A 25,477-nucleotide genomic window follows, 5' to 3' on the forward strand; every position below is an offset into this window, starting at 1 on the left:
ATTACTCCTCTCTTAAATAATAGCTTTCTCCCATGATAGATTTTTTCTTGGTAATATATCCATCATTGCTAAGCTTATTTAATTTGTTTTCCAAATCATTGACACTCATTTTTATATTGTGTCTTTCTTCGATTATCTTACAAATTCTGAACAAATCAAGAGTTATTGGAAATACGTTGTCTTCTTTTAGCATGTTGAATAATTCCATATCCGATTGATTTTTCTTTTGAACATTTATTTGTAGCATTCGATACATTTCATCAAAAGGATTTTTGAATTTCGGTTGTGTAGTGTATGCTAGTCTTATCCTTGCAAACAATGTTTTTCCGATTTGAGCTTGGGAAATGAATACATCACCATTTGATAGATATGGTAGTCTTCGTATTTCTTCTGAGGACAAATCAGTTTCTTTTCTGATAACTTCAAGGTCTTTTTCAGTTGAAATTCTAAAAATAAATTTTGTAGACAACTGTGCAATTGTAGTCTGTTCGATAGCTGCCATTCTTTGCGATGCTAATATTAGGAAAACTCCGTATTTTCTACCTTCTTGGGCGATTTCCTTGATAATTCTTCGTGTTACAGATATCTGGTCACTACCGCAGAAGTTGTGAGCTTCATCAAAAACCATACAAATAATCGGAAAATATTCGTTTGTCATAGCATCAACGTATCTTCTTCTTTTTCTATAACAAGAATTCACTGCGTACGATGCGTACAAATTTAGCATCTTTTGCGTACCTTGAATTATAACTGTTTTGCCATCTTTTAGTGCTTCGAAAAGTTTTTGCGAAGTGTTCAAGAATATATCTGTGTTCAGTAATCTATTAAATCTCCTGATAACAGCTTGAAGCGAATCCACGTTTACAAGTTGTGAAAATCTTTCATAGTATCCCGTCGTATCATCTTCCTTATCTGACAAGGCTTTGGATATGGTTGTCAAATAATCCAAAAAAGCATTTGCGCTCGATTGTGTTATTGAGTCTTTGTCAAGGATAGCTTCATAAGCAGATTTCATGGATTCTGTGAGTTCTCCTTGTGTTTCTATCAAACTGATAAGCTCATATCTGTTCAAGTCAGGAAAATTAATTCCCAAATCTTCCCCAACTTTTAAAACTTCAAATTTGTCAGAAAAATCAACCCCATAATTTTCAAGTGTCCTATCCTTAAATACCATTTGGTTGTGTGGATCAAACACAATTGTTGGAACAGATTTTTTCATTAATTCTTCAATTACTACTCTTAGCCCGTATGATTTACCAGAACCCGAACCACCAAAAATACCAATATGTGGATATTCAATCATATTGTAGTAGTTAAATAAATACACCAATTCTTCTTGATCGTGAATATTTTGATTAGAATCCATGATCTTAAGCAAATTTTTATATTCTTCAGGACAGGTTTTATAAATTTCTTCGGTGTTTTTAATAATTCCAATTTCAAGTGATTTGTCAATTGTACCAGAATAAAATAAATGTTTAATCTCATCAAATTTCGGTTTTCTGACTGTAGATCCCGCTTCAATCGCAAATGCTGGATCGTCCATCACTCTGAATTTGTAAATGTATTTGATGCCTTCAGAAATGTTGTATCCTACTACTTGAAGTTTTAGAATTTGTTCTTTGGTTATATAAGAATCGGCGGTGTTTGACTCCATAAATTCATTAACACTGTGAGTTTCTGTGACTTGACACAAAATATCCCCTTGTTTGATATCTTCCACAATCATATATTCATTGATTCTTAGTCTATCGTATTTACTAGCCACGTAACATTCGATTTGGTCGGTCATACCGACTACTCTAAAATCTAAATCATTCATTATATAACTCTTTTACTCCTTTGAGATCTAAATATCGATTGATACATTTCAGTATCCAAGTATTTCTTCGCCAAAATTTCAGCTTGTTTGTTGTCAATCCTTGTTTTCTTGTCGACCAAATCCAACAAAAACGGCACTCCTCTTGTGTTTTCATCAGACAGTGTAAGCACGAAAGAAATTATTTCATCAAAATCATCCATGTTTTGCGATGGAATGTCGATAGCTATTACGCAAGGATCCTTAGATGTTCTTATAAAAGCTTGTTCTATATCGTACTCTTTTTTTCTGGATTTATGCTCATTTACGACAAAACCTTCATTCATATCTAATACATTGAACAACGCTTCTCTATCGAAAAGCATCCCAACATCAACTCCGTTTTCTTGAAATGTGTTCATAATAATCTTCGTGCTGATTTCTTCGACAACTCCAACTAAAATAACACCTTTCTCATCACAAAGTTCGACCAAATCATTGTATAAATCTTCCGCTTCAAGGCAATATCTCATTAAAGTTCCGTCCATCATAAGTATTTTTATATCATGTTTTTTTACAGCTTCAATTGCTACGACAAGTTCTGTAGCACACAATGTTTGTTTGGAGATTTGGAATTGATCGCGTTCTGAAAATTCATCCACCAACGGACACAAAATATCCGCCTTTACCAGCGGCTCTTGGTCAGAGCTTAGAAGAGCCATTGACTGAAAAAACTCCACATAGTTCGGATAATTTGCACCGATTCTATTAACTGAGCCATCTACAACGCAAATACATCCATATTGCTTAATTTCTTTTAGCTTGTCAACACTAAATCTATCGTAAACTTTGATTTTCCCAATTTCATTTGTTATTAAATTTCTGATATCTTCTCTGCTTAATTTAGAGACACTTTTTCTACTTTTAAGTCTCTTATTTAAACGAGATACTTCATCCATCAAATCTTTTGAAATCATAATTCCAAGCTCTCTTTGTAGACATCATTTTTCTTCAATCCGTACATCTCGCTCACAATCTTCACAGCTTGCTTCTTAGATATTCCATCGTTGATAAGTTCTGTGAGTTTTTCTTTTACATCTATATCTTCATCTTCTTCGATGAGTTTATCGATCACTATTACGAATTCACCTTTTACAGTTTCGTTTTTTAACATTTCGATAACTTGAGCACACGTCCCTTTCATAACGGACTCGTGAATTTTGGTAAGCTCTCTTAAAACACAAATTTTTCTATCTCCCAAAAACTCGCTGAGTTCTTCGACTGTCGCTTCAACTCTGTGAACCGATTCGTATATTATTGTAGTCATCGCCGCATTTTTGATTTGGTCGTAGAATTTGTTTTTATCAGTGTTTTTCCTTGGCACGAATCCCAAGAATGCAAATTGCAAACTATCGAATCCACTTCTCACCAAAGCAGTTATTGCAGCACTTGCGCCCGGTAATACTTCAATATCGACATCTCGATCAATCGCCTTTTCTAGTAAAATTTGTCCTGGATCACTAATAGAAGGCATTCCCGCATCACTTACTACAGCGCAATTTATATTTTCCAACAAAATTTTGTCGATAATTTCTTCTGACCTACTTTGTTCGTTGTGCTTGTGATAACTCACAAGAGGCGTTTTGATGTCGTAATAATTCAGTAATTTCGATGTATTTCGTGTATCTTCACAATAAATCACATCCACATTTTTCAAAACGTCCAACGACCTCAAAGTCATATCTGCCAAGTTTCCAATAGGAGTTGGCACAACATAAATTTTAGACTTTTCTAATTCCATATATATTCATCACTTCTTCCGTGTAGTCTTCATCATTGTAAATAATCAGATTTTTCTCAAAAGTCAAGAAAGGTTTCTGATTTTTCACAAATTGTATCATCACGAGATTGGGCTTATCGTCAATTCTCGATTGTACAAACCTAATTCTCTTTGCTTCCATATTATATTTTCTTGCAATGCTTAATAAATCGACCAATCTCTCGCATCTATTTATCATAAACAAAGATCTATTAGATTTGAGCTTCAACTTTGCAAATTCAAATAAATCTTCCAATTTCATCTCATTATCGTATCTCGATGTTTGAAAATTAGTATTCTTATTAGAAATACCGTGGCCGTTTTTTTGATAAGGTGGGTTAACTATTATGTTGTCGATTGAATCATTTTTGATGTCGACATTTTTGAAATCGTCATTAATAACTTCGACATTTGACAAATTATTAATCGCAATAGTTTCTTCCAGCATATCTGCAACATCTTTTTGAATTTCAATTCCAATGCATTTTGATAAATTGTACAAAGTCATACATCTCAACAGCAATATCCCTGTCCCGCAACCAATATCTATAAGATTAGTGTCTTTTTTCATTTTTGCAAAATCTGTAAGGAGGATGGAGTCAATCGTAAAAGAAAATTTCTCGTCATCAACAATTATTTTTAAATCGGTTTTTGGTATAAAATGTTCTCTTTTCATATTAAAAAAATAGACCACTCAAAAATGAGTAGTCTAATTCTCCCCTAAAATTAGCAGTCTTGATGTGGAGCATCTACTGGACATACGTCAGCACAAGAACCACAATCAATACATGCGTCTTGATCAATTGTATAAATGTCCCCTTCAGAAATACAATCTACTGGACATTCAGGTTTACATTGTCCGCAAGCGATACAATCGTCAGAAATTTTATAAGCCATATTGCTTTACCCCCTTGTAATTTTAGAGCGTATTATGTATTTATGCTCTACAATCATTATTACACACTATTAGAATAAATGCAAGTGGTTTAATGACATTTATGATTACATCCACCGCACTTATTAAAATCGATTAATTCGTCTACATTTACTTGGATTAATTCTTCTGTCTCATCCTCTGTCATCACTTTTACTTTCACAGATTCCAAAAGAGTATTAGTTTCAGTCACAACTCCTTCTCCCATCTCAGTAGTAACTTTTTGACCAACGTGTGGCATTTTCTTTAATTTGCATTCATAACCTTCTTGCTCATAATTCAAGCAACACATAAGTCTTCCACAAAGCCCACTGATTTTTGAAGGATTAAGCGATAGCGATTGGTCTTTTGCCATCTTGATACTAACTGGATTGAAATTTCTCATATATCTGTTGCAACAACATCTTTGACCACAAGGGCCAATTCCTCCTGCAATCTTTGCTTGATCTCTCACTCCAATTTGTCTCAATTCTATTCTGATTCTAAAAATTCTGGCTAATTCTTTTACTAATTCTCTAAAATCAACTCTTTCATCTGAAGTAAAATAAAAAATAACCTTATTGTTATCAAATGTATATTCACAGTCCACTAACTTCATATCCAAACCGAATTCTTTAACTTTTTCTTTGCAGACTTCGATGGATTCCTTAGCTTTCTTTTTATTTTCCATATAAATATAATCATCTGCACTATCAGCCAATCTTATGATAGGTTTCAAATCAGACGACAATTCTTTTTCGTTTATCTCAAAATTTTCTTTTACAACAACTCCATACTCAATACCACGAGCAGTCTCCACTATTACGTGATCACCTAGTTTGTATTTTAGATTATTGGAATCGAAGTAATACACTTTACCAGCTTGTCTAAAACTAACACCAGTTACATCAAGCATAGTTTTCCTCCATTATATACAATAAAAGCTCTTCCATAGAAAGCTCAAAATTCGCATTAACTTTAAAATATCCCCTTACAGACTCAATCTTATCCAAAGTATCTACGATGATTCTCTCATTAGCCTTTGGATATTTCCTATACAATTTCACGAAATCTTTGTTCAAAGAAGACCCGTCCTTGGTCTTCACGAATTTCAAAAATGACGAATAAAACTCCATCAAAAAATCAAACAATACATCTGTCTCTTTTTGAAAATTGGACAAGTATTCCTTCGAATCCAACATCGTCAGAAGATTTTGTCCCATAGATTTATCCAGAATGTCCAAAGCTATCGTATAATCAAATTTTTCATTTTCTCTTTCACTTAGATAATTAATTACTTGACATCTGGAAATAATAGTTTTCAGAAGTTTATTCTTATTGTCTGTAAGTAATATAAAATAGACAAAAGGCTTTGGCTCTTCCAAATTTTTTAAAAGAGCATTTGAAGCCTCTGTTCTCATCAAATCAGCCTGTTTTATCAACACGACCTTGTTATTAGATTCAAAAGGCTTTGTGGATACAAATTTTGCAATATCTCTGATTTTATCTATGGTTATAGAATTTTTCTCAGGTTCTATTACCAACAAATCAGATAACTTATCCCTATCAAACTTCAACTTCAAATTTGAGTTACTAACAAGCAAATTGTATATCAAAGCCTCAGCATCATAATTTATTTCGTTTAAATTCCCACCATATAGTAAATATTGGTTAGAAATTTTATTATTATTGACTTGATTTATCAAAGTTTTGTTTTTCGGTAACATTAAAACTTTTTAAAATCCTCTAAATCCATAACGAAAATATTAGCCTTTGATTCATTATCAGATTCAATATCATTTTCGTCACATACTTTTTTAATCAAATCTAAAATAGATTGTTCTTTTTCTACATCAGTACCAATCAACATCGTAGTGTTTCCTTTTTTCAAAAATCCACCTGTTGATGATAATTTTGTAGAAGATATTTTATTCTCCAACAATTCTTTTGAAAGAATATGACTCAAGTCATCTTCCATAATTACAACTATAAGTTTCATAAAATCACCTAAAATCTCAAATACTTATCTACTTCTAGTAAAAATACAGTAGCTCCACCTACCATAACCTCTACAGGATATGATATGTAGTTTGTTCCTGGCATACTAACAGAAAGCATTGAAGTTGTAGTTTCTCTTGATTTGCAATCATTTTCAATGATTTCCAAACATTTATCTACATTTTCATCTTCAGTACCTATTAATAAAGTACTGTTTCCCGTCTTCAAAAATCCGCCAGTTGAAGCTAACTTTGTAATTCTAAAACCAGCTTCAGTAAGGTCTGCATTCAAATTATATACATCTTGATCTTGAACAATTGCAACAACTAGTTTCATAAAATATTTCTCCTTTTTAAAACTTTTATACATTGACTAAATACGTCTTCTACAGATTGAGTTGCATCAATAATTTCTATATTCTTTTCAGAATTTAGAATCTCTTTATATCCATTATATACCCTTTCATGGAAATTATTACCCTCTTTTTCAAGTCTATCTGCCGTATCCAAAGAAGATTTTCTCTTCAAAGTAGTAATAGGATCAACATCAAAAAACAAAACGAAATCAGGATAAACTCCATTTATAGCAAATTCGTTTATCTTCCTAACATTTTCAATTCCCAAATCTCTTCCTACACCTTGATATGCAAGAGAAGATATTAGAAATCTATCGCACAAAACAATTTTATTTTCGTTTAAAGCAGGAAGGATTGTCTCTTCAACATGTTGTGCCCTAGAAGCTGCATATAACAAAGCTTCTGTTCTGTAACCCATTTTGGTGTTTTCAGTATCAAGTATCAAATTTCTGATCTTTTCAGCAATGGGACTTCCACCAGGTTCTCTAGTTTTAATCACATCGTAATTATTTTCGATTAAATAATCGTAAACTTTTTGAATTATGGTTGATTTCCCACTGCCATCCGGACCTTCAAAAGTAATAAACATATTTTATCCTATAAAAAAAGCGAGTTAACTCGCTTTATTTTTTCTATTTTATTATTCTGCGTCTTCTTCAGTTTCGCCAACTGTTGGAACATCTGCAGATACTTCAGCATCATTATCTTCAATTACTTCTTCTTTTGGTTCAGATAATGAACATACTGCTTCTGTTTCTTCGTTAAGAACTTTTATATCAGCATTTTTGAATACATCCAAGTCTTTTACTTCCAAAGTCTCGCCAATTTGCATATCTACAACTGATACAACAGCTTCGTTTGGTAAGTTCTTTGGTAAACATTCGATTTCGATTTCGTCTAATAATTGCATTAATACTGATGGTTGAACTCTGATTTCATCTCTTCCTTCTAATACAACAGGAATAGTGAAGTTTGCAACTTCGCCCATTTTGATCGCTTTGAAATCAACGTGAACATATTGATTTTTGAATGGGTGTTTTTGAACTTCTCTGATAATTACAGTATGGTCTTCACCATCAACTTTAACATCGATTAAGCTTGAAGTTCCTGCCATTAAGTGAACTTTTCTTAATTCTTTTTCATCAACACATACATTAATTGGTTCTAAGTCTTTTCCATAAATAACTCCTGGAACCATTTCTTTTACTCTTAATTTTCTAACTGCATTTGAGCCAACTTCGTCTCTTTTTTGCATATCTAATTTATAGTTAGTCATTTATTTTCCTCCTAAGTAATCTAAAATCTCTATTAATTATACCAAATAAGTGATTTCTTCGCAACAAATTTAATATTTTAGTTAGATTAAATGACAAAATAATATAAAAATAGAATTACCAATCCTGGAATACCTAAAATACCAGCAATTAACATATCTACCAAATTGTATGGAATATGAAGATTGAAAAAGCTTAAGAAAATATTTAAAATAAAAATTCCCACAAAACCAGAAAGTGCATGAATTCCCAATTTAAAAGAAATTTTAAAAAATAGCGCCAAAATTGCAACGCTAATTAACACAATTATAATTGTAGCTGCGCTCATTAAAATCAACTCCTCTTGTTTATTTAAATAATTTTTTGGGTATAAACCATTTGTATGAAAATGAAATTATAAGGAGGTCTATAACATGGACAAAAGACAAGAAACAACATTTGCAAACAACCCTGTAACATTATTAGGAACTAAAGTAAACGTAGGTGATAAAGCTCAAGATTTCACTTGCTTAAACGCAGAATTAAAACCAGTAAAATTATCTGATTACGATGGAAAGAAAAAATTAATTTCTGTAGTACCATCAATTGATACTGGCGTTTGCGAATTCCAAACAAAAGAATTCAACAAAAAGGCTAGTGAATTTGACAACACAATTATATTTACAATTAGCTGTGATTTACCATTTGCACAATCAAGATTCTGTGCAGCTGAAGGAATCGACAACCTAATAGTCCTAAGCGATCACAAAGATTTAGATTTTGGTTTGAAATATGGTTTCGTAATGGAAGAATTCCGTCTTCTTAACAGAGGTATTGTAATCCTAGACGAAAACAACGAAGTTAAATACGTTGAATACGTACAAGAAAATACAAATCACCCTGATTACGATAAAGCTATAGAAGCCTTAAAATCACTTTAATAAATTATATCATACAAAAAATTGATAATACTTTCGAAAAGGATACAAAATATTAAAGATTAATAAACAAAAATCTCGTAACCGATTTTGTACTGCCCCCTTATTTCCGTGTCCGGATTTAAAGAGGCATTACATTTGTCGATTACGAGATTTTTTTATTTAAATTATATTTTGTATTTATTCATATTTCTACCGGCAATCATAACCGTTGATAAATTGTGAAGGAGTGCCGATGAAGTATTGGTCAATATTCCCATAACTCCTAATATTATCAAAGTTGAATTGAATCCTACGATTTGTCTATAATCAGAATCAATTCTTTTTTTCATAGCTTTTGATAATTTTACAACATCAACAAGCCCTTCTAAGCTGTCTGATCCAATCGAAATATCCGAGATTTCCTTCGCAATATCTGCTCCTTGATGCATTGAAATTCCCACATCTGCGCTAGATAATGCAACAGAATCGTTAATACCATCGCCAATCATTACAACCTTATTTCCCTTTTCTTTTTCTTGCAAGATATAGTTTTGCTTATCTTCAGGTAAAACTTGTGATTGATAATAATCCAAATCCAATAGTGAAGCAACACTGTGAGCAGAATTTTCTGCATCGCCAGTTAACATCGTGATGTTTGTAAACGACAAATCTCTCAATGATTTTACAACATCACAAGCCTCATCTCTTAGAGGATCTTCAATACAAATTACAGCGATTAATCTACCGGCAAATGCCAAGTACAATAGCGAATAATCTTCTTTTAATTTATCTATAATTTGTTTTGTTTCATCATTAATTTTTATTCCCTCATCATCAAGAATAAAATGTTCAGATCCAATCAAGGCATCCTTGTCAACAATCTTAGTTCTGATTCCGTGAGCAACAATGTACTCTGGTTTAGAGTGCATTTCTTCGTGCTTCAAATTTTTATGCTTTGCGTGTTCAACCACAGCTTTAGCAATCGAATGTGGGAAATGTTCTTCCAGACAAGCCGCTATTCTTAAGCACTCATTTTCCGAAATTTTATCGAGAGCTATTACTTTTGCTACTCTTGGCTCAGATTTTGTCAACGTACCAGTTTTGTCAAACACGATTGTATTTGCTTCAGACAAGTTTTCCAAATATTTTCCGCCCTTTACAAGGATTTTTTCTTCAGATGCTTGACTAATCGCCTTCATTACGGCAATTGGAATAGTTAATTTTAATGCACATGAGAAATCCACCATTAAGAAGGACTTAGCTTTTTGAAGATTTCTTGTGAATAAATAAGTCAATGCTGTGCCTATAAATGAATACTTCACAAGACTATCAGCCGTGTTCTCAGCTTTCTTTTGAGCGAGTGACTTGTTCTTTTCACTTTCTGAAATCAAACTTATAATATGAGATAATCTTGAATCATCGTGTTTTTTCTCCGTTTCGATTAGAATAGAACCTTCTTCAATTGCAGTTCCTGCAAATACAACACTGCCCGATGTTTTCTTGACAGGATTTGATTCTCCAGTGAATGAAGATTCGTTAACCATGGCAACACCTTTGATGACTTTACCATCAACAGGAATACTATTACCCATTTCAACTTCGACAATATCTCCAATCTCAACATCTTTAATATTTTTAATGATTTTTCCGTCATTTTCAATGACAAATACATTATCTATATTCAATGCCAAAGAATGTGCCAAATTTTCTTGAGATTTTTTCATTGTATAATCTTCTATTTCTTCACCTAATCCCAACAAGAACATAATATTCGCAGCATCTGCAAACTGTCTTGTTGCAAGAGATACAGAAATAGCTGTTGCATCCAACAATTCAACATTTAGTTTTCTATTGAGTAAAGATTTAATACCATTTTTTATAAACGGATAAGCTCTAAAGAACAATGCAACTGTTCCTATTGGAGCAGGAAGCATATATTTGAAAAAGATTCTTCGATACATCGCATTTCTCAGAATATTAAACAAATCATTTTCTGATTGTGCTTGAAAATCTACATTATCTATTGATGTATTCTCAATTGTATCCATATCTAAATCAAGAATAAACTTCGCCAATTTCGAAACACAGTTTTCATCATAACTAACAGTAATAGAATTAGTAAGAAGTGAAATCTTACATGATCTCACTCCACTAACTTCTTCTATACAATATTTAAGTTTATTAAGATTTTCTTTTTTTAAATTATCTTCATAAACAAAACGGCATCTGCCCTTTATTCTGTGGGCTATTGACGCTCTCATTATTTATTTTCTTCCTCTGTTTTATCTTCAACTTTTTCTTCAGTTTTTTCTTCTTGTTCTTCAGCTACTTTTTCGATGTCCATTTCATCGTTTTTCTTAGCTTCTTCTTTTTCTTCTCTTTCTTTTACATCTTTTGCTTCTGCAATAACATCTTCTGCAGAAACTCTAATATTTTCAACAGTTTTATCGATAGATTCTTTAACTTTTAATCCTCCAACAACTGTACTAACAGCAGCTTTTTTAGCTAGCTTTGAATTCAAAACTTTTCCACCAATAGCTCCAGCTATTATTCCTGCACCTACGCTAATTATTTTTTTGTTTATCATAATATACCTCCATAATTTTACACCTTAAAATATTTGTAAGTTTTTACATAAAATTTACAATTTCTTTATATTCTATCTCACCATTATTATACAATTTTTTTCTTAAAAATATAAGTGTTTTCTTCGATTTTTTACTTTTTAATAAAAAAAGAACTAATCTATTTGTCCTAGATTAGATCTCATTTGTTTATATTTAATTTTTTATTTTAGCATATCCAAAATATATTCTTTTTCTACCATACCTACAGTAGATTTTATGATTTCTCCATCTTCAAATACCAAAATTGTAGGAATACTCATTACTTTGTATTTTCTGGAAATTTCTTGTGCTCCATCTACATTTAATTTACAGATTTTGATGTTTTCGTCTTTGTTTTCTTCATCAATTTCTTCAATTATTGGAGCGAGTCCTTGGCATGGTCCACACCAATCTGCATAGAAATCTACCAAAATTTTGCCTTTTGCTTGAATTACTTCTTCATCAAAGTTTTCATTGTTTAAATAAATCATATTTCACCTCTAATTATTGTTATCATTGTTGTCGTTGTTGTCGTTATTTCTGTCGTTTTTATTATTATCTTGTCCATCATCTTCAGAATTTTGATTGTTTCTCTTTTTGTCAGAATTTTCTGAGTTTTCGTTATCAGAATTATCTCTGTTATTATTTGAGTTTTCACTATCCGATTTTCTCTCAGAGTTTTCTTCAGAGTTTGATGGTTCTTTTTCTTCGTTGTTTTGTTTGTCGCTATCTTCTTTGTTGTTGTCTGTCTTTGTTACATTTTCATCAGCAACTTTAAGGTATTCTTCCAATGTCAAATTTTGGTCGTGAAGAATTTTCGCCAAATCAATTCCAACATATCTAAAATGCCATGGAGCAAAGCTTAATCCTGTAGTATCTTCCTTTCCTTCAGGATATCTCAATACGAAACCGTATTTATAAGCATTGTCCATCAACCACTTGTATTCTTTTGATTTTGAGAAATCTAATTTGTATTTAAGTGTGTAATCTTCTCCTATCAAATCATATGCTAGACCTGTTTGATGTTCAGAAGTACCAGCTTTTACGAATTTTACATCTTCTACATCTTCTAACTTAGATTGTTGTTCGAATGATCTATAATCGCTCACGCTTCTTAATATTACACCGTCTTTGTTTGCATCATTAACCATTAAAGTAAATGATTTACGAGCATCTTCATCAATTCCTGGATCGTAATCTGATGGCAATGTGTAGTCACTATTTACAATCAAAACGCCTTTTATTACTTTGAATTGATTTTTGTTTTCTATATCTGACAAATCAGATTTTAAAATGTATCCTTTTTTGCCATTATACACAACGTATGAAAAATCTCCTTGATCTGAATAATACTTTACATAAGCATTGTTAGGAATTTGTTCAAGAACAGTGGATACTTTTTCGCTCTTTTCATACAAATTAGTCATTTTATTTGTCTTTGAGAACTTAACTAATGATTGAACAACTGGCTGTGGTTTTACTGGTGTTTGGTTAGTGATTGTTGTTTGTTGTTTTGGTTTTGCGTTGTTTTTATTTGTAATCTTCTTAACAGCAAAAATAATTAAAAGTATCAAAACTATTGCCACGATTGCGGAAATAATTCTTCTTCTTCTCAATTTCTTCTGTCTAGCTATTCTTTTTTGTCTAGCTATTCTTTTTCTTTCCATTTCAACCATTTCTGGAGTCAAAACTATTGTTTTGCCCATATCTTGTTCATGATTGTAACTATTTCTTTGTTTTCTCATTTCTCTACGATTTTTTTCGGCGTTTTTCTTCCTGCGTCTCATTTCGCTTTCTGAAACTCTTCCGCTTGAAAAATCGTATTTTTGATTAATATCACTGTAACTTGATTTTCTTTTATTGTCAGCCATATTCCACCTCTTTTATTGATGTTCTACATCCGGAGTATAATTTGGTACGATTTTTTGCAATTGTTCAACAATTACTAACTTTGAGTTTTGTTCTGTAGTTTTCTTCAAATCCACTAAGTCGTTAGATAATTTTTCTATATCGTGAACCACCGGTTCTTCTACAAATATCATATCATATTTTGTCTTACTTATATTATTAGCTTCAATCAAAGTTTCTTCGTAAAGTTTTTCTCCAGGTCTAAGTCCCGTAAATTCTATCTTGATGTCTTTGTCCAACTCCAAGCCTGATAATTTTATCAATTTTTTTGCCAAATCTACGATTTTTACAGGATCTCCCATATCTAATACAAATATTTCTCCACCTTCTGCCATTGCTCCAGCTTGCATAACAAGTTGACAAGCTTCAGGAATTGTCATGAAATATCTAATGATATCCTTGTGGGTAACAGTAACTGGTCCACCTTCTTGAATTTGCTTTTTGAATAGTGGAATTACTGAACCATTTGATCCAAGCACATTTCCAAATCGAACTGCTACATACTCTGTTTTAGAAATTTGATTTTTAGATTGTACTAATAGCTCACAAATTCTCTTTGTGCAACCCATTACAGATGTCGGATTAACCGCCTTATCTGTAGATATTAATACGAATTTCTTGACGTTATGAATATCGCAACAATCTATTATATTTTTCGTTCCAAATACATTGTTCAAAACAGCTGCTTGTGGTGAATGTTCCATCAAAGGAACGTGTTTGTGAGCTGCAGCGTGGAACACAACATCTGGTTTGTGAATTCCAAAAATCGCATTCATTCTATCGAAGTTTCTTATAGATTCTATAATAACATCAATTGGTGCATCAGGATCATTTCTCAAAATTTCATTTTGTATATCATAAGTAGTGTTTTCATAGATATCAATCATCACCAATTTTTTTGGTTTATATTTTAATATTTGTCTACAAAGCTCACTACCTATTGATCCACCTGCGCCAGTTACCATTACGACTTTATCGTTCAAAAATTCATTAAGAATTTCTTTGTCCAATACTACTTGGTCACGTCCAAGCAAGTCTTCGATTTGAACATCTCTTAAATCTTTCAAATCAACCTTGGAATCTATAAATTCATAATAGCCAGGCATTATTTTAACTTTTGCATTAAGTTTTTCGCATTCATTAAGAATTTGTTTCTTTCGTTCTGAATCTATAGTTGGTATCGCTAAAACAATTTCTTCAACGTTGTACTCATGTGCCTTTTTAACAATATCACTTGTGTCACCTACAACCGGAACCGACGAAATACTTTTGTTTATTTTTGTATTGTCATCGTCGATTATACACACAGGTTTGGATTTCATTTCAGGGTGATTTAACATTTCACGTACAACCAAAACTCCCGCAGCACCTGCTCCTATTACCATTGAATTAACTTGACCTGCGATAGTTTGTTCAACAGCTGATTTTTTATCAGTTTTAGTTCTTGCAATCATACGAACTATTAAAATCAATACAACTTCAAAAACAAGGGCAATCAAAAAGCTTGATCTTGGAAGAGTTGATTTTACCAAAATCAAAAACAATGAAGAACCAACACTTGCAATAGCAGTGTACACACCAGCTTTTAAGTAGTCTTCAAATGTTGCATACCTCCACATTACCTTGTACATTTTGAAAATAAAAAGTATCAAAATTTGTATTATTGTAACTACGGCTGCATATTTAAGATAGTAACTCATATACCTTGGCGGTACTTGTCCGTCAAATCTTAAAAGTAAACCTACAATATACGATATATTAATGATTATAGCATCTAAAATCCCCAATACTATGTTTCTGTATTTATTCATTTTAACTCCTCTGACAAATATTACTTATCGTATTCATTATACCATAAATACAAGATAAAATTATTCGGAAAATGACTTTTATCGTTTAAATCTCAACTCTCCAATTAAAGTTATCTTCAATCTTTCCAAATTGTAAATTAGTTAATGTTTCATAAACGTGAAGGCTAGTTTTTCCGATTTGACCATCGTTAATAATCATTTCATATTCATCATACAATAGCTTTCCAACTGGACTGATAACAGCTGCAGTTCCGGTTCCAAATATTTCTAGAAGCTCTCCATTTTTGTAATAATCTTTGATATCGTCAATAGAAATTCTTTCTTCTGAAACTTCCATACCTTCGTATCTTAGTAATTCGATAACAGATTTTCTAGTTATTCCTTCCAAAATACTTCCGTTAATCATTGGCGTTATAACTTTGTCTTTTAGCACAAAGAATATATTCATCGCACCTACTTCTTCGATGTATTTTCTTTCCACACCGTCTAGCCATAAAACTTGTGAATAACCCCTATCGTGAGCAATATCTTGGCTTTTCATACTAGCAGCATAATTTCCACCAGTTTTTGCCATTCCCATTCCGCCTCTTACAGCTCTCACATAATCTTTTTCTACATAAATACTAACAGGGCTCAAACCATTTTTATAATAAGATCCGCTTGGAGAAGCTATTATGATAAGTTTGTATTCATTACTAACCTTTACTCCTAATTGTGCATCAGTTGCAATGATAAAAGGTCTGATATACAATGAGCAACCTTCTTCTTCAGGTATCCAATCTCTTTCCAAATCGACAAATTTGTACAAATATTTCAAAACTTTTTCTTCATCGATTTGTGGAATACACAATCTATCATTGCTTTTATTTAATCTTTTTAAATTTTCTAATGGTCTAAACAAATATACTTTGCCGTCATTTTTATAAGCTTTCATCCCTTCAAAAACAGTTTGTCCATAATGAAAGACCATAGAAGAAGGATCAAGACAAATATTTTGATATGGAATTATCCTTTCATCGTGCCAACCATTTTCTTTGTCATAATCTATTACTAACATGTGATCTGTAAATATTTTTCCAAATCCCAATTCTTCACTATCAGAGTATTTTTGTTTTGGTGTTGTTGTTTTTTCGATTTTTAAACTCATTTATATCTCCTTATATGTAAAAAAAGCTACCATCAAGGTAGCTTAATTTTTTCTTATTCAGCACTGTATGGTAATAGTGCAACTTGTCTAGCTTTTTTGATAGCATCAGTTATTTGTCTTTGATGTTTTGCGTTTAATCCAGTTACTCTTCTTGGTAAAATCTTACCTCTTTCACTGATATAGTTTTTAAGCATATTTACATCTTTATAATCAATAACTTTTGTTTTATCCTTTTGGAATGGATCTATCTTTTTTCTAGGTCTAAATCTTCTTTGCATATCTTTAAAACCTCCTACTATTAGAATGGAAGTTCGTCAATATCAGTCGGAACTGCATTGTCTCCCATTCCGAAATCGTCATTACTCTTATGAATATCGTTTGAATTTTGGAAATTATTGTTTTGGAAAGAATTATTGTTGAATGATTGGTTATTGTTGTAACCTTGATAGTTACCTGAATTTGGTTGTGAATTACTTGATTCAACAAAATCAAATTGATCGACAATTACATCAGTTGTATAAATTCTTTGTCCTTGTTGGTTTTCATAAGATCCCGTTTGAATGTGGCCTGTAATCGCAATTCTATTTCCTTTATGGAAATATTGTCCAATAACTTCTGCAGTCCTTCCAAAAGCAACGCAATTGATAAAATCCGCAGTTGGTTGATTGTTGTTTTCAGCTTCCATTCTTTTTTCTTTAGATAATCTTCTATCTACAGCAACACTAAATCTAGCGTTAGCTAATTGAGTATTCGCTGAATATCTCACTTCAGGGTCTCTTGTCAATCTACCCATCAAACTAACATTATTCAAAACATTTCCTCCTCTTACGATTATTGTTCGTCAACTCTAACAACCATGTATCTAATGATTTGGTCGAATAATCTACATCTTCTTTCGATTTCCTTAACAAATTGTGGATCTAAATCGAAGTTTACAATATAATAGTATCCTTCTTTGATGTAGTTAATTTCATAAGCTAATTTTCTTTTTCCCCAATCGTGAACTTCTTCAAGTTTACCATTTTCGTCAATTACTTGTTGAATTCTTGAGAATACAGTATTTCTGTCTTCTTCTGATAATTCTGGCTTAAAGATTAGCACTAATTCATATTTATTCATATGACACCTCCTTGTGGTCTATTTGGCCCCTATCCGGAGCAAGGATTTACCTATATATATTACCATAATCTTTTAACATTTACAACAAATTTCCAAAATATTTTTTACTTTTTTTGATTTGCCATAATGGTTTTATCTATTATAATATAAATATGAAATTCATTTTAAGGAGGCATCTTATGGAAAAGAAATTTATACCAGAAGTAAAATCTAATTTGAGACACAGAATGGTACATATTCCAGAATCAATGTACAAAGCATCTGGCATAACAGTTTTAGGAAAAAGAATAAAAACTCTTGTCTTCACAACAGACATTGCAATAATAAATAATACAAATGGCCACGCCATAATGGCAGTATATCCTTTCACACCAACATTATCAATCACAAATGCTATTATAATGTCTTCAAGTCTTCCAGTTTTTGCCGGAGTAGGTGGCGGAATTACATCTGGAATTAGAAGTGTAAATATGGCATTACAAGCAGAGATGTTAGGAGCTTACGGAGTAATCGTAAATGCCCCAATGAAAAATGAGACTATTGTTCAGATGAAAAAAGTTTTAGACATACCTATAGTCGCTACAATAGTATCTGCATATGATGATATCGAAGGAAAAATCAATTCTGGTGCAGATATTTTAAATGTATCCGGTGGAAAGAAAACTGCATTTTTAGTTGAAGAAATCAGAAAAAAAGTTGGATATGAATTTCCAATAATTGCAACAGGCGGTGATAATGAGCAAAATGTTATCGATACGATCAATGCTGGAGCGAATGCTTTAAGTTATACTCCCCCAACATCAGCAGAAATTTTCCACGAAGTAATGGCAAATTACAGACAAGATATGAGAGAAAAACAAGATGAGTAAAAGTATAGATACAAAAGAGCTCATAAAAATCGCTTTGTTTAGTGCACTCATAGTAATTGGATCTTATATTATAATCCCATTATTTCCAGTTCCTATTTCCTTACAAAGTTTGTTCGCAATATCATCTGGATATTATTTAAGCAAAAAATACGCAAATATGTCGGTTTTATTGTATATTGTAATAGGTCTTATTGGTCTTCCTGTTTTTGCGGGAGGAAAAGGTGGAATGCAGGCAATATTTTCACCGAGTTTTGGTTATGTAATAGGATTTTTGGCACAAACTTTTTATGTAAAATTCAAAGACCGCAACCTGTCACAATTAAACCTTTTTATTATGTTCATGGTGTCATCACTTATAATTTACGCTTTTGGTGTGATATACATGGGAATATTTTTCAAATTATCTAATAAACAATTCGACTTGTGGAAATTATTATTCACTGGTATGATAGTGTTTTTACCTGGGGATATGTTAAAAGCTTTGGTTTTTAGTTTTGTTACGAATAGAGTAGAAAAATACATTTAAAAAAGTCATACAAGTTTGATATTAAAATCAAATTTGTATGACTTCTTTTTATTCTGTAATTTCTTTTAATTTTCCAAATATTTTGTAGTCTACATTTTTCAATTCACTGATATTTCTTGCCCCAAGCATTACCATGAGCATTTTTAGTTTATAAATCAAGCTATCCAAAAATTCCTTAGCAAATTCATAACCACCATGCATTAAATAAGATAATACTTCGCCACTCATCGCTGTCATATCTGCCCCAATAACTAGTGCTTTTACAATATCAATTGCTGTTTTTATTCCACCACTTGCAATCAAAAACAAATCGTCAGGTTTATCTTGCATGTCCAATAAAATCTTCGCCGTAGGAATTCCCCAACAGTAAAATTCAGAAAATTCCATATCGAATCTTCTATTATCTTCTATTTCAGAAAAATTTGTTCCACCAAAACCAGCAATATCAATGTATCTAACACCCAGATCGTATAAATCATAGATTGTCTTTTTGTTCATTCCGTAACCTACTTCTTTTACGATTATAGGCACATCTACATTTTCTACGATATTTTTGATGTTATCTTTAATTCCAGAAAATTCTCTGTCTCCTTCTTCCATAATCAATTCTTGAATTGGATTTAAGTGAAGGCCAAACATATCAGCATCTATCATTTCAATTGCTTTTTCAACTGATTCCAAGCTTTCTCTTGCAGAAAGATTTCCTATTACGATATTTTCATTTTTTATCAAATTTTCTCGTACAAGTTCGAAACTTTCAATCGCTTCTGATTCAACAAGAGCTATTTTTTGACTACCAACTGCCATTGGAATGTTGAACGTTTTGCACAATCTAGCCAAATCCTCATTGATGTCACAGCAGGAATCTCCGCCACCAGTCATGGCGTTTATCATGAAAGGATAGTCGATTTTCTTGCCGTTAAATTCCATCGACAAATCGATATCATTCAAATCTATTTCAGGCAGTGATGTGTGTTCCAGATACACACAATCAAATAAGTTGTTGCCCCTGTATTCTGATTTCAAATAATTTTCAATGTGTTCTTGCTTTCTTTCCACAAAAATACCTCCCAAAAACAAAACCGCTAATTATTTTGAGATTCTTCCCCATCTTCTTTTCTGTCATTATCATTAGTGGTTTGATCATCCAGTTTGTATTCAGCAAATAATCTGTCTACAATTTCTGGTAATTGTTCTTCATCCGCCATATACCAACTAATTCCATCATCTTTGTATTCTCCTGGCAGTATATAGCTATGTATTTTGCTAGATGAAAAGTTAGGAAGTTTTGTAAGATAAGCAGTCATATCCCCTAGTGGGATATTTGTCTTAACATCTCTTTTAAATATTTCAATCATCTTAGGCATTTTCGTAATATTTGCAGGACTTAATAATTGATCCATCAATGTTTTTATAAAATAATGTTGATTTTCAATTCTAGCTTCATCAGATCCACCTAATGGATGACGTGCCCTCACATATTGTAACGCTTCAGGTCCATTTAGTTTTGATTTTCCTTTTGGAATATGCATTTTTATTGTTGGAAGATTGATTTCTACTGGTGAATCAACTTCAACTCCACCCATAGCATCTACGATATGTTCAACACTATCAAAATCAACTTCAACGTAATAATCCAAATCTATTCCCAATAAATCTCTCAACGCTTTTAAAGATCCCTTCGCACCTTCATAAGCGTGTGCCGCATTTACTTTGTGAATATTTCCATTCAATCTAATTTGAGTATCTCTTGGCACAGACAGTATGTCCACATTACCAGAATTAAAGTTGACTTTACAAACCATTATAGTATCAGATCTTTGATGATCAGTTGTGCTTACTTCCTTATCAATTCCTAAAAGCACAAATAAAAATTCATCCGGTATATTTTGTTCAATTACATTGTTTTTTCCTAATTCATCGCCTTTAATATCAGAGCCAGTTGTTTTTAAGCTTCCCAAAAATTTACCAGCACCGAAATACACTCCCAAAAATAGTGCCAGCGAAATAAAAAAGACAATAACAGCTCTTTTTTTCATTCTTTCCTCCAATTACTTTCTTAATGAACAAAGCACTCGGATTTACCGGTGCTTTGTCATAACACTTATTTAATTATATCAAAAACAATGAAAATTTACACTAATTTTGATTTTTTGTAAGTTTTAATTATTAATTTTCTCTTTTGCTTGTGAAAGCATAAGCTTGATTCTGTTAATTTGATTTACTTCACTTGCACCAGGATCGTAGTCAATTGGAATTATGTTTGCTTGCGGATACAATTGCCTAATTCTCTTGATAACGCCTTTTCCTGTGATATGGTTAGGAAGACAACCGAATGGTTGAATACATACAATATTGTTAGCGTTGATATGAATTAATTCTATCATTTCCGCAGTCAACAACCAACCTTCACCGTATTGATTTCCAAGCGATACAACTTCTTGTGCATAATCTTCTAATTCTTGTATCTTAAGTGGATGAGTAAACTTCGATTTGATTAATTGGTTTCTGATGTATTTTCTATAATGTTCAATCAAATTTACTCCCATGTTACACATAAATCCTGTGAATTTGGATTTGGATAAGAAGTTTCCCTTGTGGTATTCATTTCTCAAGCAATAAAGCACAAAATCAGTCAAATCAGGCATAACCACTTCGCAGCCTTCTTTTTCTAATAAATCTTGCAAATTATTATTAGCTTGAGGAAGATATTTTACTAGAATTTCTCCGACAATACCAACTTTTGGTTTTTGTATATCCAATAATTCTATTTTTGAGAAATCTTCAATAATTTCATCTACAGTTTGTCTAAATAGTTTTGAACTTGATTTCAAAACTCTCTTTTGACATTCTTCAATCCATTTTTGCTTTAGCAAATCAGTTTGTTTTTCTTTTTCGTAAGCTCTAGTGAAATTTGATAATCTCATTATCAAATCGCCGTACAAAACAGCAACTATCATTTTTTGTAATACTAATGGAGAAAGGTTAAAGCCTTCGTTTGTTTCGATATTTTGCCAAGAAATAGCAATTACAGGAATATTTTCATATCCCGCTTCTTTTAACGCTTTTCTTATAAATCCAACATAGTTACTTGCTCTGCACGCTCCACCAGTTTGACTCATTAATAAAGCTAGTTTGTCAGTGTCATATCTACCAGAATTTATAGCTTCCATCATTTGTCCAACAACAGTTATAGATGGATAACAAGCGTCGTTATTTACATATTTTAATCCTTCGTCGATTACTTTTGAATTAACATCTTTCAAAAATTCTACCTTGTAGCCATTATCTTTGAATAATGATTCCATTATTTCAAAGTGATCTGGCGCCATTTGTGGTGCTAGAATCGTGTATTCTTCTTTCATTTTCTTAGTGAATTCAACTTTTTCGACGTGATATGATTTTTTCACATTTGGAACGAAGTTTTTCTTTTCAAGCGCTTGTATCAATGATCTTATTCTGATTTTAACAGCGCCTAAGTTACTAATTTCATCGATTTTTAAAACAGTATATATTTTTCCTTTCGCAGACAAAATTTCATTAACTTGGTCTGTAGTTACAGCATCAATTCCGCAACCAAATGAATTTAGTTGAACCATTTCCAAATCTTCACTGTTTCCAACAATTTCAGCTGCTCTGTAAAGTCTTGAGTGATATACCCATTGATCCAATACTCTCAAATCGCTATCTACATCGTCATCGTAATCAATTATAGAATCTTCTGACAAAACTCCAAGACCTAATGAAGTAATAAGCTCAGGGATTCCGTGGTTGATTTCCGAATCGACATGATACGGCCTACCAGCTAACACAATTGCTTTTTTGCCCATTTCACGAATTTTGGACAAAGCTTTCTTTCCTTCAACCTTTACATCTTTTCTGTATTTTTCAAGTTCATCCCATGCTCTATCAACGCTGTTAGAAATATCCTTATCAGAAAGTCCTAGCTCTTTTAATTCGTCGATAAGTCTTGTCTTTAATTTATTTTTATCTTGGAATGATATGAATGGGTTGAAATACTTCGTATTTTTCAATCCATCTACATTATTTTTTATAACTTCCGGATATCCAGTAACTACCGGACAGTTAATGTGATTATTCGCCTTATCATATTCTTGTTTTTCAAAAAATACCGAAGGATAGAATATCATATCGACATTTTTTTCTAATAAATCTTCAATGTGACCGTGAACTAATTTTGCAGGATAACAACATGTTTCACTTGTAATCGAAGAAATTCCTTTTTCATAAATTTCTCTTGATGATTTTGAGGACAATACAACTCTGTATCCTAAATTCGTGAAGAATGTATGCCAGAAAGGATAATTTTCGTACATATTCAACACTCTAGGAATTCCTACAGTCGCTCTTGCTTTATCTTCTGGAATGCTCTTATATCCAAATAATCTTTTGTTTTTATAATCGTACATATTTGGAAGCTTGTCCTTTTTATCCAGACTAATTCCAGCTCCTCTTTCACATCTATTTCCAGTTACAAACTTTTTGCCATTTGCAAATTTGTTGATAGTCAATTTGCAATGGTTAGAACAGTATTTACATTCTGCTTGTTCTTGAGTGTATTCAAATTTTTCAAGTTCGTCTTCAGATAAAATCGTAGAATATCCTGTTGATTTTTCTTTTGCAATCAACGCCATTCCCATAGCTCCCATAAGACCTGAAATATTTGGTCTTGTAGGAACCTTACCTGTGATTTTTTCGAAAGCTCTTAAAATAGCATCACCGTAGAATGTACCACCTTGAACTACAATGTGTTCTCCTAATTTTGATGGATCTCTAAGTTTAATAACTTTTTGGATTGCGTTTTTGATAACTGAATAACACAAACCTGCTGCAATATCGCTTACACTAGCGCCTTCTTTTTGTGCTTGTTTTACTTTTGAATTCATAAAAACTGTACATCTTGAACCTAAATCTACAGGATTTTCTGATTCAAGTGCTTTTTGTTGAAATTCTTGTACAGATAAATTCAAACTGTGAGCAAATGTTTCAATAAATGACCCACAACCAGACGAACATGCTTCGTTTAATTGAATAGAATCAATTATTCCATCATTTACATGCATAGCTTTCATGTCTTGACCGCCAATATCCAAAACAAAATCAACATCTGGATCAAAGTATCTAGCAGCAGTCAAATGTGCTATTGTCTCTACTTCGCCAAAATCTACCGATAAAGCCTGTTTTATAAAATCTTCACCATAACCTGTTATACCACTACTTGCAATTTTTTGATTATCATTTAGTTTAGAATAAATTACAGATAATTGTTCCTTAACTAAATCAAGTGGATTGCCTTGGTTATTTGCATAAAAATCGTAAACAATGTTGCAATCTTCATCAATTACTACAATTTTACTAGTAGTTGAACCCGCATCAATTCCCAAATACAAGTTTCCTTCTACTTCGTCAAGATTTTTGAATTTTACGTTAGATTTTTTGTGGTTTTCGTAAAATTTTTCTTTTTCATTCTCATTTTTAAATAGTGGCTCAAGTATTAATTCATCATCAATTTCTTGCTTTTTGTCATAAGATCTGTTTAACAAATCTTCATACTTCACAACTTCTTCATCCATTGATGCAATAGCCGCTCCCAATGCTACAAATACTTGCGCATTTTCAGGGCTGTAGAATGTATTCACACCGTCATCTAATGTCGTGATGAATCTATTTCTTAATTCTGATAAGAAATAAAGTGGTCCACCCAAAAATACGATGTTCCCTTCAATAGGTCTTCCACAAGCAAGATTTGATATTGTTTGATTGACAACAGATTGGAATACACTCACTGCCATATCTTCTTTTGTTGCGCCTTGGTTAATCAAAGCTTGAATGTCAGTTTTTGCATATACACCGCATCTACTTGCAATCGAAAATATTTTCTTGTAATTTTTGGCTAATTCGTTAAGACCAGAAGCATCTGTCTTTAACAAAGCTGCCATTTGGTCTATAAATGCTCCAGTTCCACCTGCGCAGATGGAGTTCATTCTTTGTTCTACGTTTCCTTTTAAATAAGTTATCTTACTGTCTTCTCCCCCAAGCTCAATGCATACATCGGCATTAGGGATATATTTTTTTATAGCTGTAGTTCCAGCTACAACTTCTTGTATAAATTCGATATTCAAATTATCTTCAACATACATTCCGCCACTTCCAGTGACCATGATTGTACAATCGCTGTTTTTGAACTCTGGATGTGAATCGTATGCTTGTTTAAGAACATTTTTGGTAGTTTCTTCTATGTCAGAACGATGTCTAGTGTATTCTTGAAATAAAATTTCGTAGTTTTCATTTATAATGACAAGTTTGACAGTTGTTGAACCTACATCTAAACCCATGTGGATTTTCATTGTGTTAATCCCTCCATATTCCTATACTAAGTAAGTATATTTCAAAAGCACAAAAACTTCAATAAAT

General features: G+C 32.1%; 27 protein-coding genes. 3 read left to right on the forward strand and 24 right to left on the reverse strand.

Features of this window, described 5'->3' with window-relative positions; genetic code table 11:
- Position 1: 1 nt before the first annotated feature.
- The 12 genes from HMPREF0391_RS01325 to HMPREF0391_RS01380 all read right to left on the reverse strand — a co-directional run bounded on the left by HMPREF0391_RS01325 (position 2) and on the right by HMPREF0391_RS01380 (position 8,485).
- Positions 2-1,822: an ATP-binding protein gene (locus HMPREF0391_RS01325; RefSeq protein WP_002835015.1), complete on the reverse strand. Its 1,821-nt coding sequence runs from the start codon at positions 1,820-1,822 to the stop codon at positions 2-4.
- Positions 1,822-2,775 (reverse strand): DNA double-strand break repair nuclease NurA, encoded by a 954-nt coding sequence (locus HMPREF0391_RS01330; RefSeq protein ID WP_002835017.1) that lies wholly within the window; start codon positions 2,773-2,775, stop codon positions 1,822-1,824. The genes HMPREF0391_RS01325 and HMPREF0391_RS01330 overlap by 1 nt, the downstream gene beginning before the upstream one ends.
- Positions 2,772-3,599 (reverse strand): 16S rRNA (cytidine(1402)-2'-O)-methyltransferase, encoded by an 828-nt coding sequence (gene rsmI, locus HMPREF0391_RS01335; protein WP_002835019.1) that lies wholly within the window; start codon positions 3,597-3,599, stop codon positions 2,772-2,774. Before rsmI ends, HMPREF0391_RS01330 begins: the two co-directional genes overlap by 4 nt.
- Entirely contained in the window at positions 3,580-4,293 is a 714-nt protein-coding gene (locus HMPREF0391_RS01340; RefSeq protein WP_002835021.1) for a tRNA1(Val) (adenine(37)-N6)-methyltransferase, read from the reverse strand. The genes rsmI and HMPREF0391_RS01340 overlap by 20 nt, the downstream gene beginning before the upstream one ends.
- Positions 4,294-4,343: 50 nt before the next feature.
- Positions 4,344-4,514: a DUF362 domain-containing protein gene (locus HMPREF0391_RS01345; protein ID WP_002835022.1), complete on the reverse strand. Its 171-nt coding sequence runs from the start codon at positions 4,512-4,514 to the stop codon at positions 4,344-4,346.
- Between the two features lie 89 nt (positions 4,515-4,603).
- Entirely contained in the window at positions 4,604-5,446 is an 843-nt protein-coding gene (locus tag HMPREF0391_RS01350; RefSeq protein WP_002835023.1) for a PSP1 domain-containing protein, read from the reverse strand.
- Positions 5,439-6,257 (reverse strand): DNA polymerase III subunit delta, encoded by an 819-nt coding sequence (locus HMPREF0391_RS01355; RefSeq protein ID WP_002835024.1) that lies wholly within the window; start codon positions 6,255-6,257, stop codon positions 5,439-5,441. The genes HMPREF0391_RS01350 and HMPREF0391_RS01355 overlap by 8 nt, the downstream gene beginning before the upstream one ends.
- Entirely contained in the window at positions 6,257-6,529 is a 273-nt protein-coding gene (locus HMPREF0391_RS01360; RefSeq protein WP_002835026.1) for a cyclic-di-AMP receptor, read from the reverse strand. Before HMPREF0391_RS01360 ends, HMPREF0391_RS01355 begins: the two co-directional genes overlap by 1 nt.
- Before the next feature lie 8 nt (positions 6,530-6,537).
- Entirely contained in the window at positions 6,538-6,864 is a 327-nt protein-coding gene (locus tag HMPREF0391_RS01365) for a cyclic-di-AMP receptor (protein ID WP_002837271.1), read from the reverse strand.
- Positions 6,861-7,472 carry a dTMP kinase gene (gene tmk, locus HMPREF0391_RS01370; protein ID WP_002835030.1) on the reverse strand — a complete coding sequence of 204 codons (612 nt, stop codon included), beginning with the start codon at positions 7,470-7,472 and terminating at the stop codon, positions 6,861-6,863. The genes HMPREF0391_RS01365 and tmk overlap by 4 nt, the downstream gene beginning before the upstream one ends.
- A 51-nt stretch (positions 7,473-7,523) precedes the next feature.
- The gene (locus tag HMPREF0391_RS01375) at positions 7,524-8,159 is read right to left on the reverse strand and encodes a 50S ribosomal protein L25 (protein WP_002835032.1); all 636 of its coding nucleotides are present in this window, start codon (positions 8,157-8,159) and stop codon (positions 7,524-7,526) included.
- An 86-nt stretch (positions 8,160-8,245) separates the two neighbouring features.
- Positions 8,246-8,485 (reverse strand): pro-sigmaK processing inhibitor BofA family protein, encoded by a 240-nt coding sequence (locus HMPREF0391_RS01380; protein ID WP_002835033.1) that lies wholly within the window; start codon positions 8,483-8,485, stop codon positions 8,246-8,248.
- Between the two features lie 85 nt (positions 8,486-8,570).
- Between HMPREF0391_RS01380 and tpx the strand changes: the two genes are divergently transcribed.
- Positions 8,571-9,077 carry a thiol peroxidase gene (gene tpx / locus HMPREF0391_RS01385; RefSeq protein WP_002835034.1) on the forward strand — a complete coding sequence of 169 codons (507 nt, stop codon included), beginning with the start codon at positions 8,571-8,573 and terminating at the stop codon, positions 9,075-9,077.
- Between the two features lie 164 nt (positions 9,078-9,241).
- Here the strand turns inward: tpx and HMPREF0391_RS01390 are convergent, their stop codons facing one another.
- The 9 genes from HMPREF0391_RS01390 to rpsF form a co-directional block, all read right to left on the reverse strand.
- Positions 9,242-11,317: a heavy metal translocating P-type ATPase gene (locus tag HMPREF0391_RS01390; protein ID WP_002835035.1), complete on the reverse strand. Its 2,076-nt coding sequence runs from the start codon at positions 11,315-11,317 to the stop codon at positions 9,242-9,244.
- A complete protein-coding gene (locus HMPREF0391_RS01395; protein WP_002835036.1) occupies positions 11,317-11,643 on the reverse strand; it encodes a DUF6110 family protein in 327 nt (108 codons plus the stop codon). Before HMPREF0391_RS01395 ends, HMPREF0391_RS01390 begins: the two co-directional genes overlap by 1 nt.
- Before the next feature lie 201 nt (positions 11,644-11,844).
- Positions 11,845-12,153, reverse strand: a complete 309-nt coding sequence (trxA, locus tag HMPREF0391_RS01400) for a thioredoxin (protein WP_002835037.1) — start codon at positions 12,151-12,153, stop codon at positions 11,845-11,847.
- A gap of 9 nt (positions 12,154-12,162) precedes the next feature.
- Positions 12,163-13,533, reverse strand: coding sequence for a D-alanyl-D-alanine carboxypeptidase family protein (locus tag HMPREF0391_RS01405; RefSeq protein WP_002835038.1), 1,371 nt, complete (start codon positions 13,531-13,533; stop codon positions 12,163-12,165).
- A 12-nt stretch (positions 13,534-13,545) separates the two neighbouring features.
- Positions 13,546-15,381, reverse strand: a complete 1,836-nt coding sequence (locus tag HMPREF0391_RS01410; RefSeq protein ID WP_002835039.1) for a polysaccharide biosynthesis protein — start codon at positions 15,379-15,381, stop codon at positions 13,546-13,548.
- Positions 15,382-15,466: 85 nt separating this feature from the next.
- On the reverse strand, positions 15,467-16,528 hold the full coding sequence (locus HMPREF0391_RS01415) for a branched-chain amino acid aminotransferase (protein ID WP_002835040.1): 1,062 nt from the start codon (positions 16,526-16,528) through the stop codon (positions 15,467-15,469).
- A 53-nt stretch (positions 16,529-16,581) separates the two neighbouring features.
- Complete coding sequence (gene rpsR / locus HMPREF0391_RS01420) at positions 16,582-16,806, reverse strand: 30S ribosomal protein S18 (protein WP_002835041.1); 225 nt, start codon at positions 16,804-16,806, stop codon at positions 16,582-16,584.
- Between the two features lie 20 nt (positions 16,807-16,826).
- Positions 16,827-17,339: a single-stranded DNA-binding protein gene (locus tag HMPREF0391_RS01425; protein ID WP_002835042.1), complete on the reverse strand. Its 513-nt coding sequence runs from the start codon at positions 17,337-17,339 to the stop codon at positions 16,827-16,829.
- A gap of 20 nt (positions 17,340-17,359) precedes the next feature.
- The gene (gene rpsF / locus HMPREF0391_RS01430) at positions 17,360-17,647 is read right to left on the reverse strand and encodes a 30S ribosomal protein S6 (protein ID WP_002835043.1); all 288 of its coding nucleotides are present in this window, start codon (positions 17,645-17,647) and stop codon (positions 17,360-17,362) included.
- Between the two features lie 179 nt (positions 17,648-17,826).
- Here rpsF and HMPREF0391_RS01435 point away from each other — a divergent pair, with 179 nt between their 5' ends.
- Together HMPREF0391_RS01435 and HMPREF0391_RS01440 are read left to right on the forward strand one after the other, a co-directional pair.
- The gene (locus HMPREF0391_RS01435) at positions 17,827-18,516 is read left to right on the forward strand and encodes a hydrolase (protein WP_035109081.1); all 690 of its coding nucleotides are present in this window, start codon (positions 17,827-17,829) and stop codon (positions 18,514-18,516) included.
- Positions 18,509-19,042, forward strand: a complete 534-nt coding sequence (locus HMPREF0391_RS01440; RefSeq protein WP_002835046.1) for a biotin transporter BioY — start codon at positions 18,509-18,511, stop codon at positions 19,040-19,042. Before HMPREF0391_RS01435 ends, HMPREF0391_RS01440 begins: the two co-directional genes overlap by 8 nt.
- A gap of 48 nt (positions 19,043-19,090) precedes the next feature.
- Here the strand turns inward: HMPREF0391_RS01440 and fni are convergent, their stop codons facing one another.
- The 3 genes from fni to HMPREF0391_RS01455 form a co-directional block, all read right to left on the reverse strand.
- Entirely contained in the window at positions 19,091-20,101 is a 1,011-nt protein-coding gene (fni, locus tag HMPREF0391_RS01445) for a type 2 isopentenyl-diphosphate Delta-isomerase (RefSeq protein ID WP_035109084.1), read from the reverse strand.
- A 26-nt stretch (positions 20,102-20,127) separates the two neighbouring features.
- Positions 20,128-21,081 carry an LCP family protein gene (locus HMPREF0391_RS01450; protein WP_002835048.1) on the reverse strand — a complete coding sequence of 318 codons (954 nt, stop codon included), beginning with the start codon at positions 21,079-21,081 and terminating at the stop codon, positions 20,128-20,130.
- 123 nt (positions 21,082-21,204) lie between these two features.
- Positions 21,205-25,410, reverse strand: coding sequence for an acyl-CoA dehydratase activase-related protein (locus HMPREF0391_RS01455; protein WP_002835049.1), 4,206 nt, complete (start codon positions 25,408-25,410; stop codon positions 21,205-21,207).
- Positions 25,411-25,477: the final 67 nt, after the last annotated feature.

It is taken from the genome of Finegoldia magna ATCC 53516, from assembly GCF_000159695.1.
Taxonomy (GTDB): domain Bacteria; phylum Bacillota; class Clostridia; order Tissierellales; family Peptoniphilaceae; genus Finegoldia; species Finegoldia magna_F.

Bases quoted from the DNA above. Each gene is read 5' to 3' on its own strand.
- HMPREF0391_RS01405 (WP_002835038.1), bottom strand. From the start codon at position 13,533: ATGGCTGACAATAAAAGAAAATCAAGTTACAGTGATATTAATCAAAAA.
- HMPREF0391_RS01330 (WP_002835017.1), bottom strand. From the start codon at position 2,775: ATGATTTCAAAAGATTTGATGGATGAAGTATCTCGTTTAAATAAGAGA.
- HMPREF0391_RS01350 (WP_002835023.1), bottom strand. From the start codon at position 5,446: ATGCTTGATGTAACTGGTGTTAGTTTTAGACAAGCTGGTAAAGTGTAT.
- HMPREF0391_RS01375 (WP_002835032.1), bottom strand. From the start codon at position 8,159: ATGACTAACTATAAATTAGATATGCAAAAAAGAGACGAAGTTGGCTCA.
- HMPREF0391_RS01415 (WP_002835040.1), bottom strand. From the start codon at position 16,528: ATGAGTTTAAAAATCGAAAAAACAACAACACCAAAACAAAAATACTCT.
- HMPREF0391_RS01440 (WP_002835046.1), top strand. From the start codon at position 18,509: ATGAGTAAAAGTATAGATACAAAAGAGCTCATAAAAATCGCTTTGTTT.
- HMPREF0391_RS01390 (WP_002835035.1), bottom strand. From the start codon at position 11,317: ATGAGAGCGTCAATAGCCCACAGAATAAAGGGCAGATGCCGTTTTGTT.
- tmk (WP_002835030.1), bottom strand. From the start codon at position 7,472: ATGTTTATTACTTTTGAAGGTCCGGATGGCAGTGGGAAATCAACCATA.
- HMPREF0391_RS01360 (WP_002835026.1), bottom strand. From the start codon at position 6,529: ATGAAACTTATAGTTGTAATTATGGAAGATGACTTGAGTCATATTCTT.
- HMPREF0391_RS01455 (WP_002835049.1), bottom strand. From the start codon at position 25,410: ATGAAAATCCACATGGGTTTAGATGTAGGTTCAACAACTGTCAAACTT.
- HMPREF0391_RS01410 (WP_002835039.1), bottom strand. From the start codon at position 15,381: ATGAATAAATACAGAAACATAGTATTGGGGATTTTAGATGCTATAATC.
- HMPREF0391_RS01435 (WP_035109081.1), top strand. From the start codon at position 17,827: ATGGAAAAGAAATTTATACCAGAAGTAAAATCTAATTTGAGACACAGA.
- tpx (WP_002835034.1), top strand. From the start codon at position 8,571: ATGGACAAAAGACAAGAAACAACATTTGCAAACAACCCTGTAACATTA.
- trxA (WP_002835037.1), bottom strand. From the start codon at position 12,153: ATGATTTATTTAAACAATGAAAACTTTGATGAAGAAGTAATTCAAGCA.
- HMPREF0391_RS01365 (WP_002837271.1), bottom strand. From the start codon at position 6,864: ATGAAACTAGTTGTTGCAATTGTTCAAGATCAAGATGTATATAATTTG.
- rsmI (WP_002835019.1), bottom strand. From the start codon at position 3,599: ATGGAATTAGAAAAGTCTAAAATTTATGTTGTGCCAACTCCTATTGGA.
- HMPREF0391_RS01340 (WP_002835021.1), bottom strand. From the start codon at position 4,293: ATGAAAAGAGAACATTTTATACCAAAAACCGATTTAAAAATAATTGTT.
- rpsR (WP_002835041.1), bottom strand. From the start codon at position 16,806: ATGCAAAGAAGATTTAGACCTAGAAAAAAGATAGATCCATTCCAAAAG.
- HMPREF0391_RS01345 (WP_002835022.1), bottom strand. From the start codon at position 4,514: ATGGCTTATAAAATTTCTGACGATTGTATCGCTTGCGGACAATGTAAA.
- rpsF (WP_002835043.1), bottom strand. From the start codon at position 17,647: ATGAATAAATATGAATTAGTGCTAATCTTTAAGCCAGAATTATCAGAA.
- HMPREF0391_RS01395 (WP_002835036.1), bottom strand. From the start codon at position 11,643: ATGATAAACAAAAAAATAATTAGCGTAGGTGCAGGAATAATAGCTGGA.
- HMPREF0391_RS01355 (WP_002835024.1), bottom strand. From the start codon at position 6,257: ATGTTACCGAAAAACAAAACTTTGATAAATCAAGTCAATAATAATAAA.
- HMPREF0391_RS01380 (WP_002835033.1), bottom strand. From the start codon at position 8,485: ATGAGCGCAGCTACAATTATAATTGTGTTAATTAGCGTTGCAATTTTG.
- HMPREF0391_RS01450 (WP_002835048.1), bottom strand. From the start codon at position 21,081: ATGAAAAAAAGAGCTGTTATTGTCTTTTTTATTTCGCTGGCACTATTT.
- HMPREF0391_RS01325 (WP_002835015.1), bottom strand. From the start codon at position 1,822: ATGAATGATTTAGATTTTAGAGTAGTCGGTATGACCGACCAAATCGAA.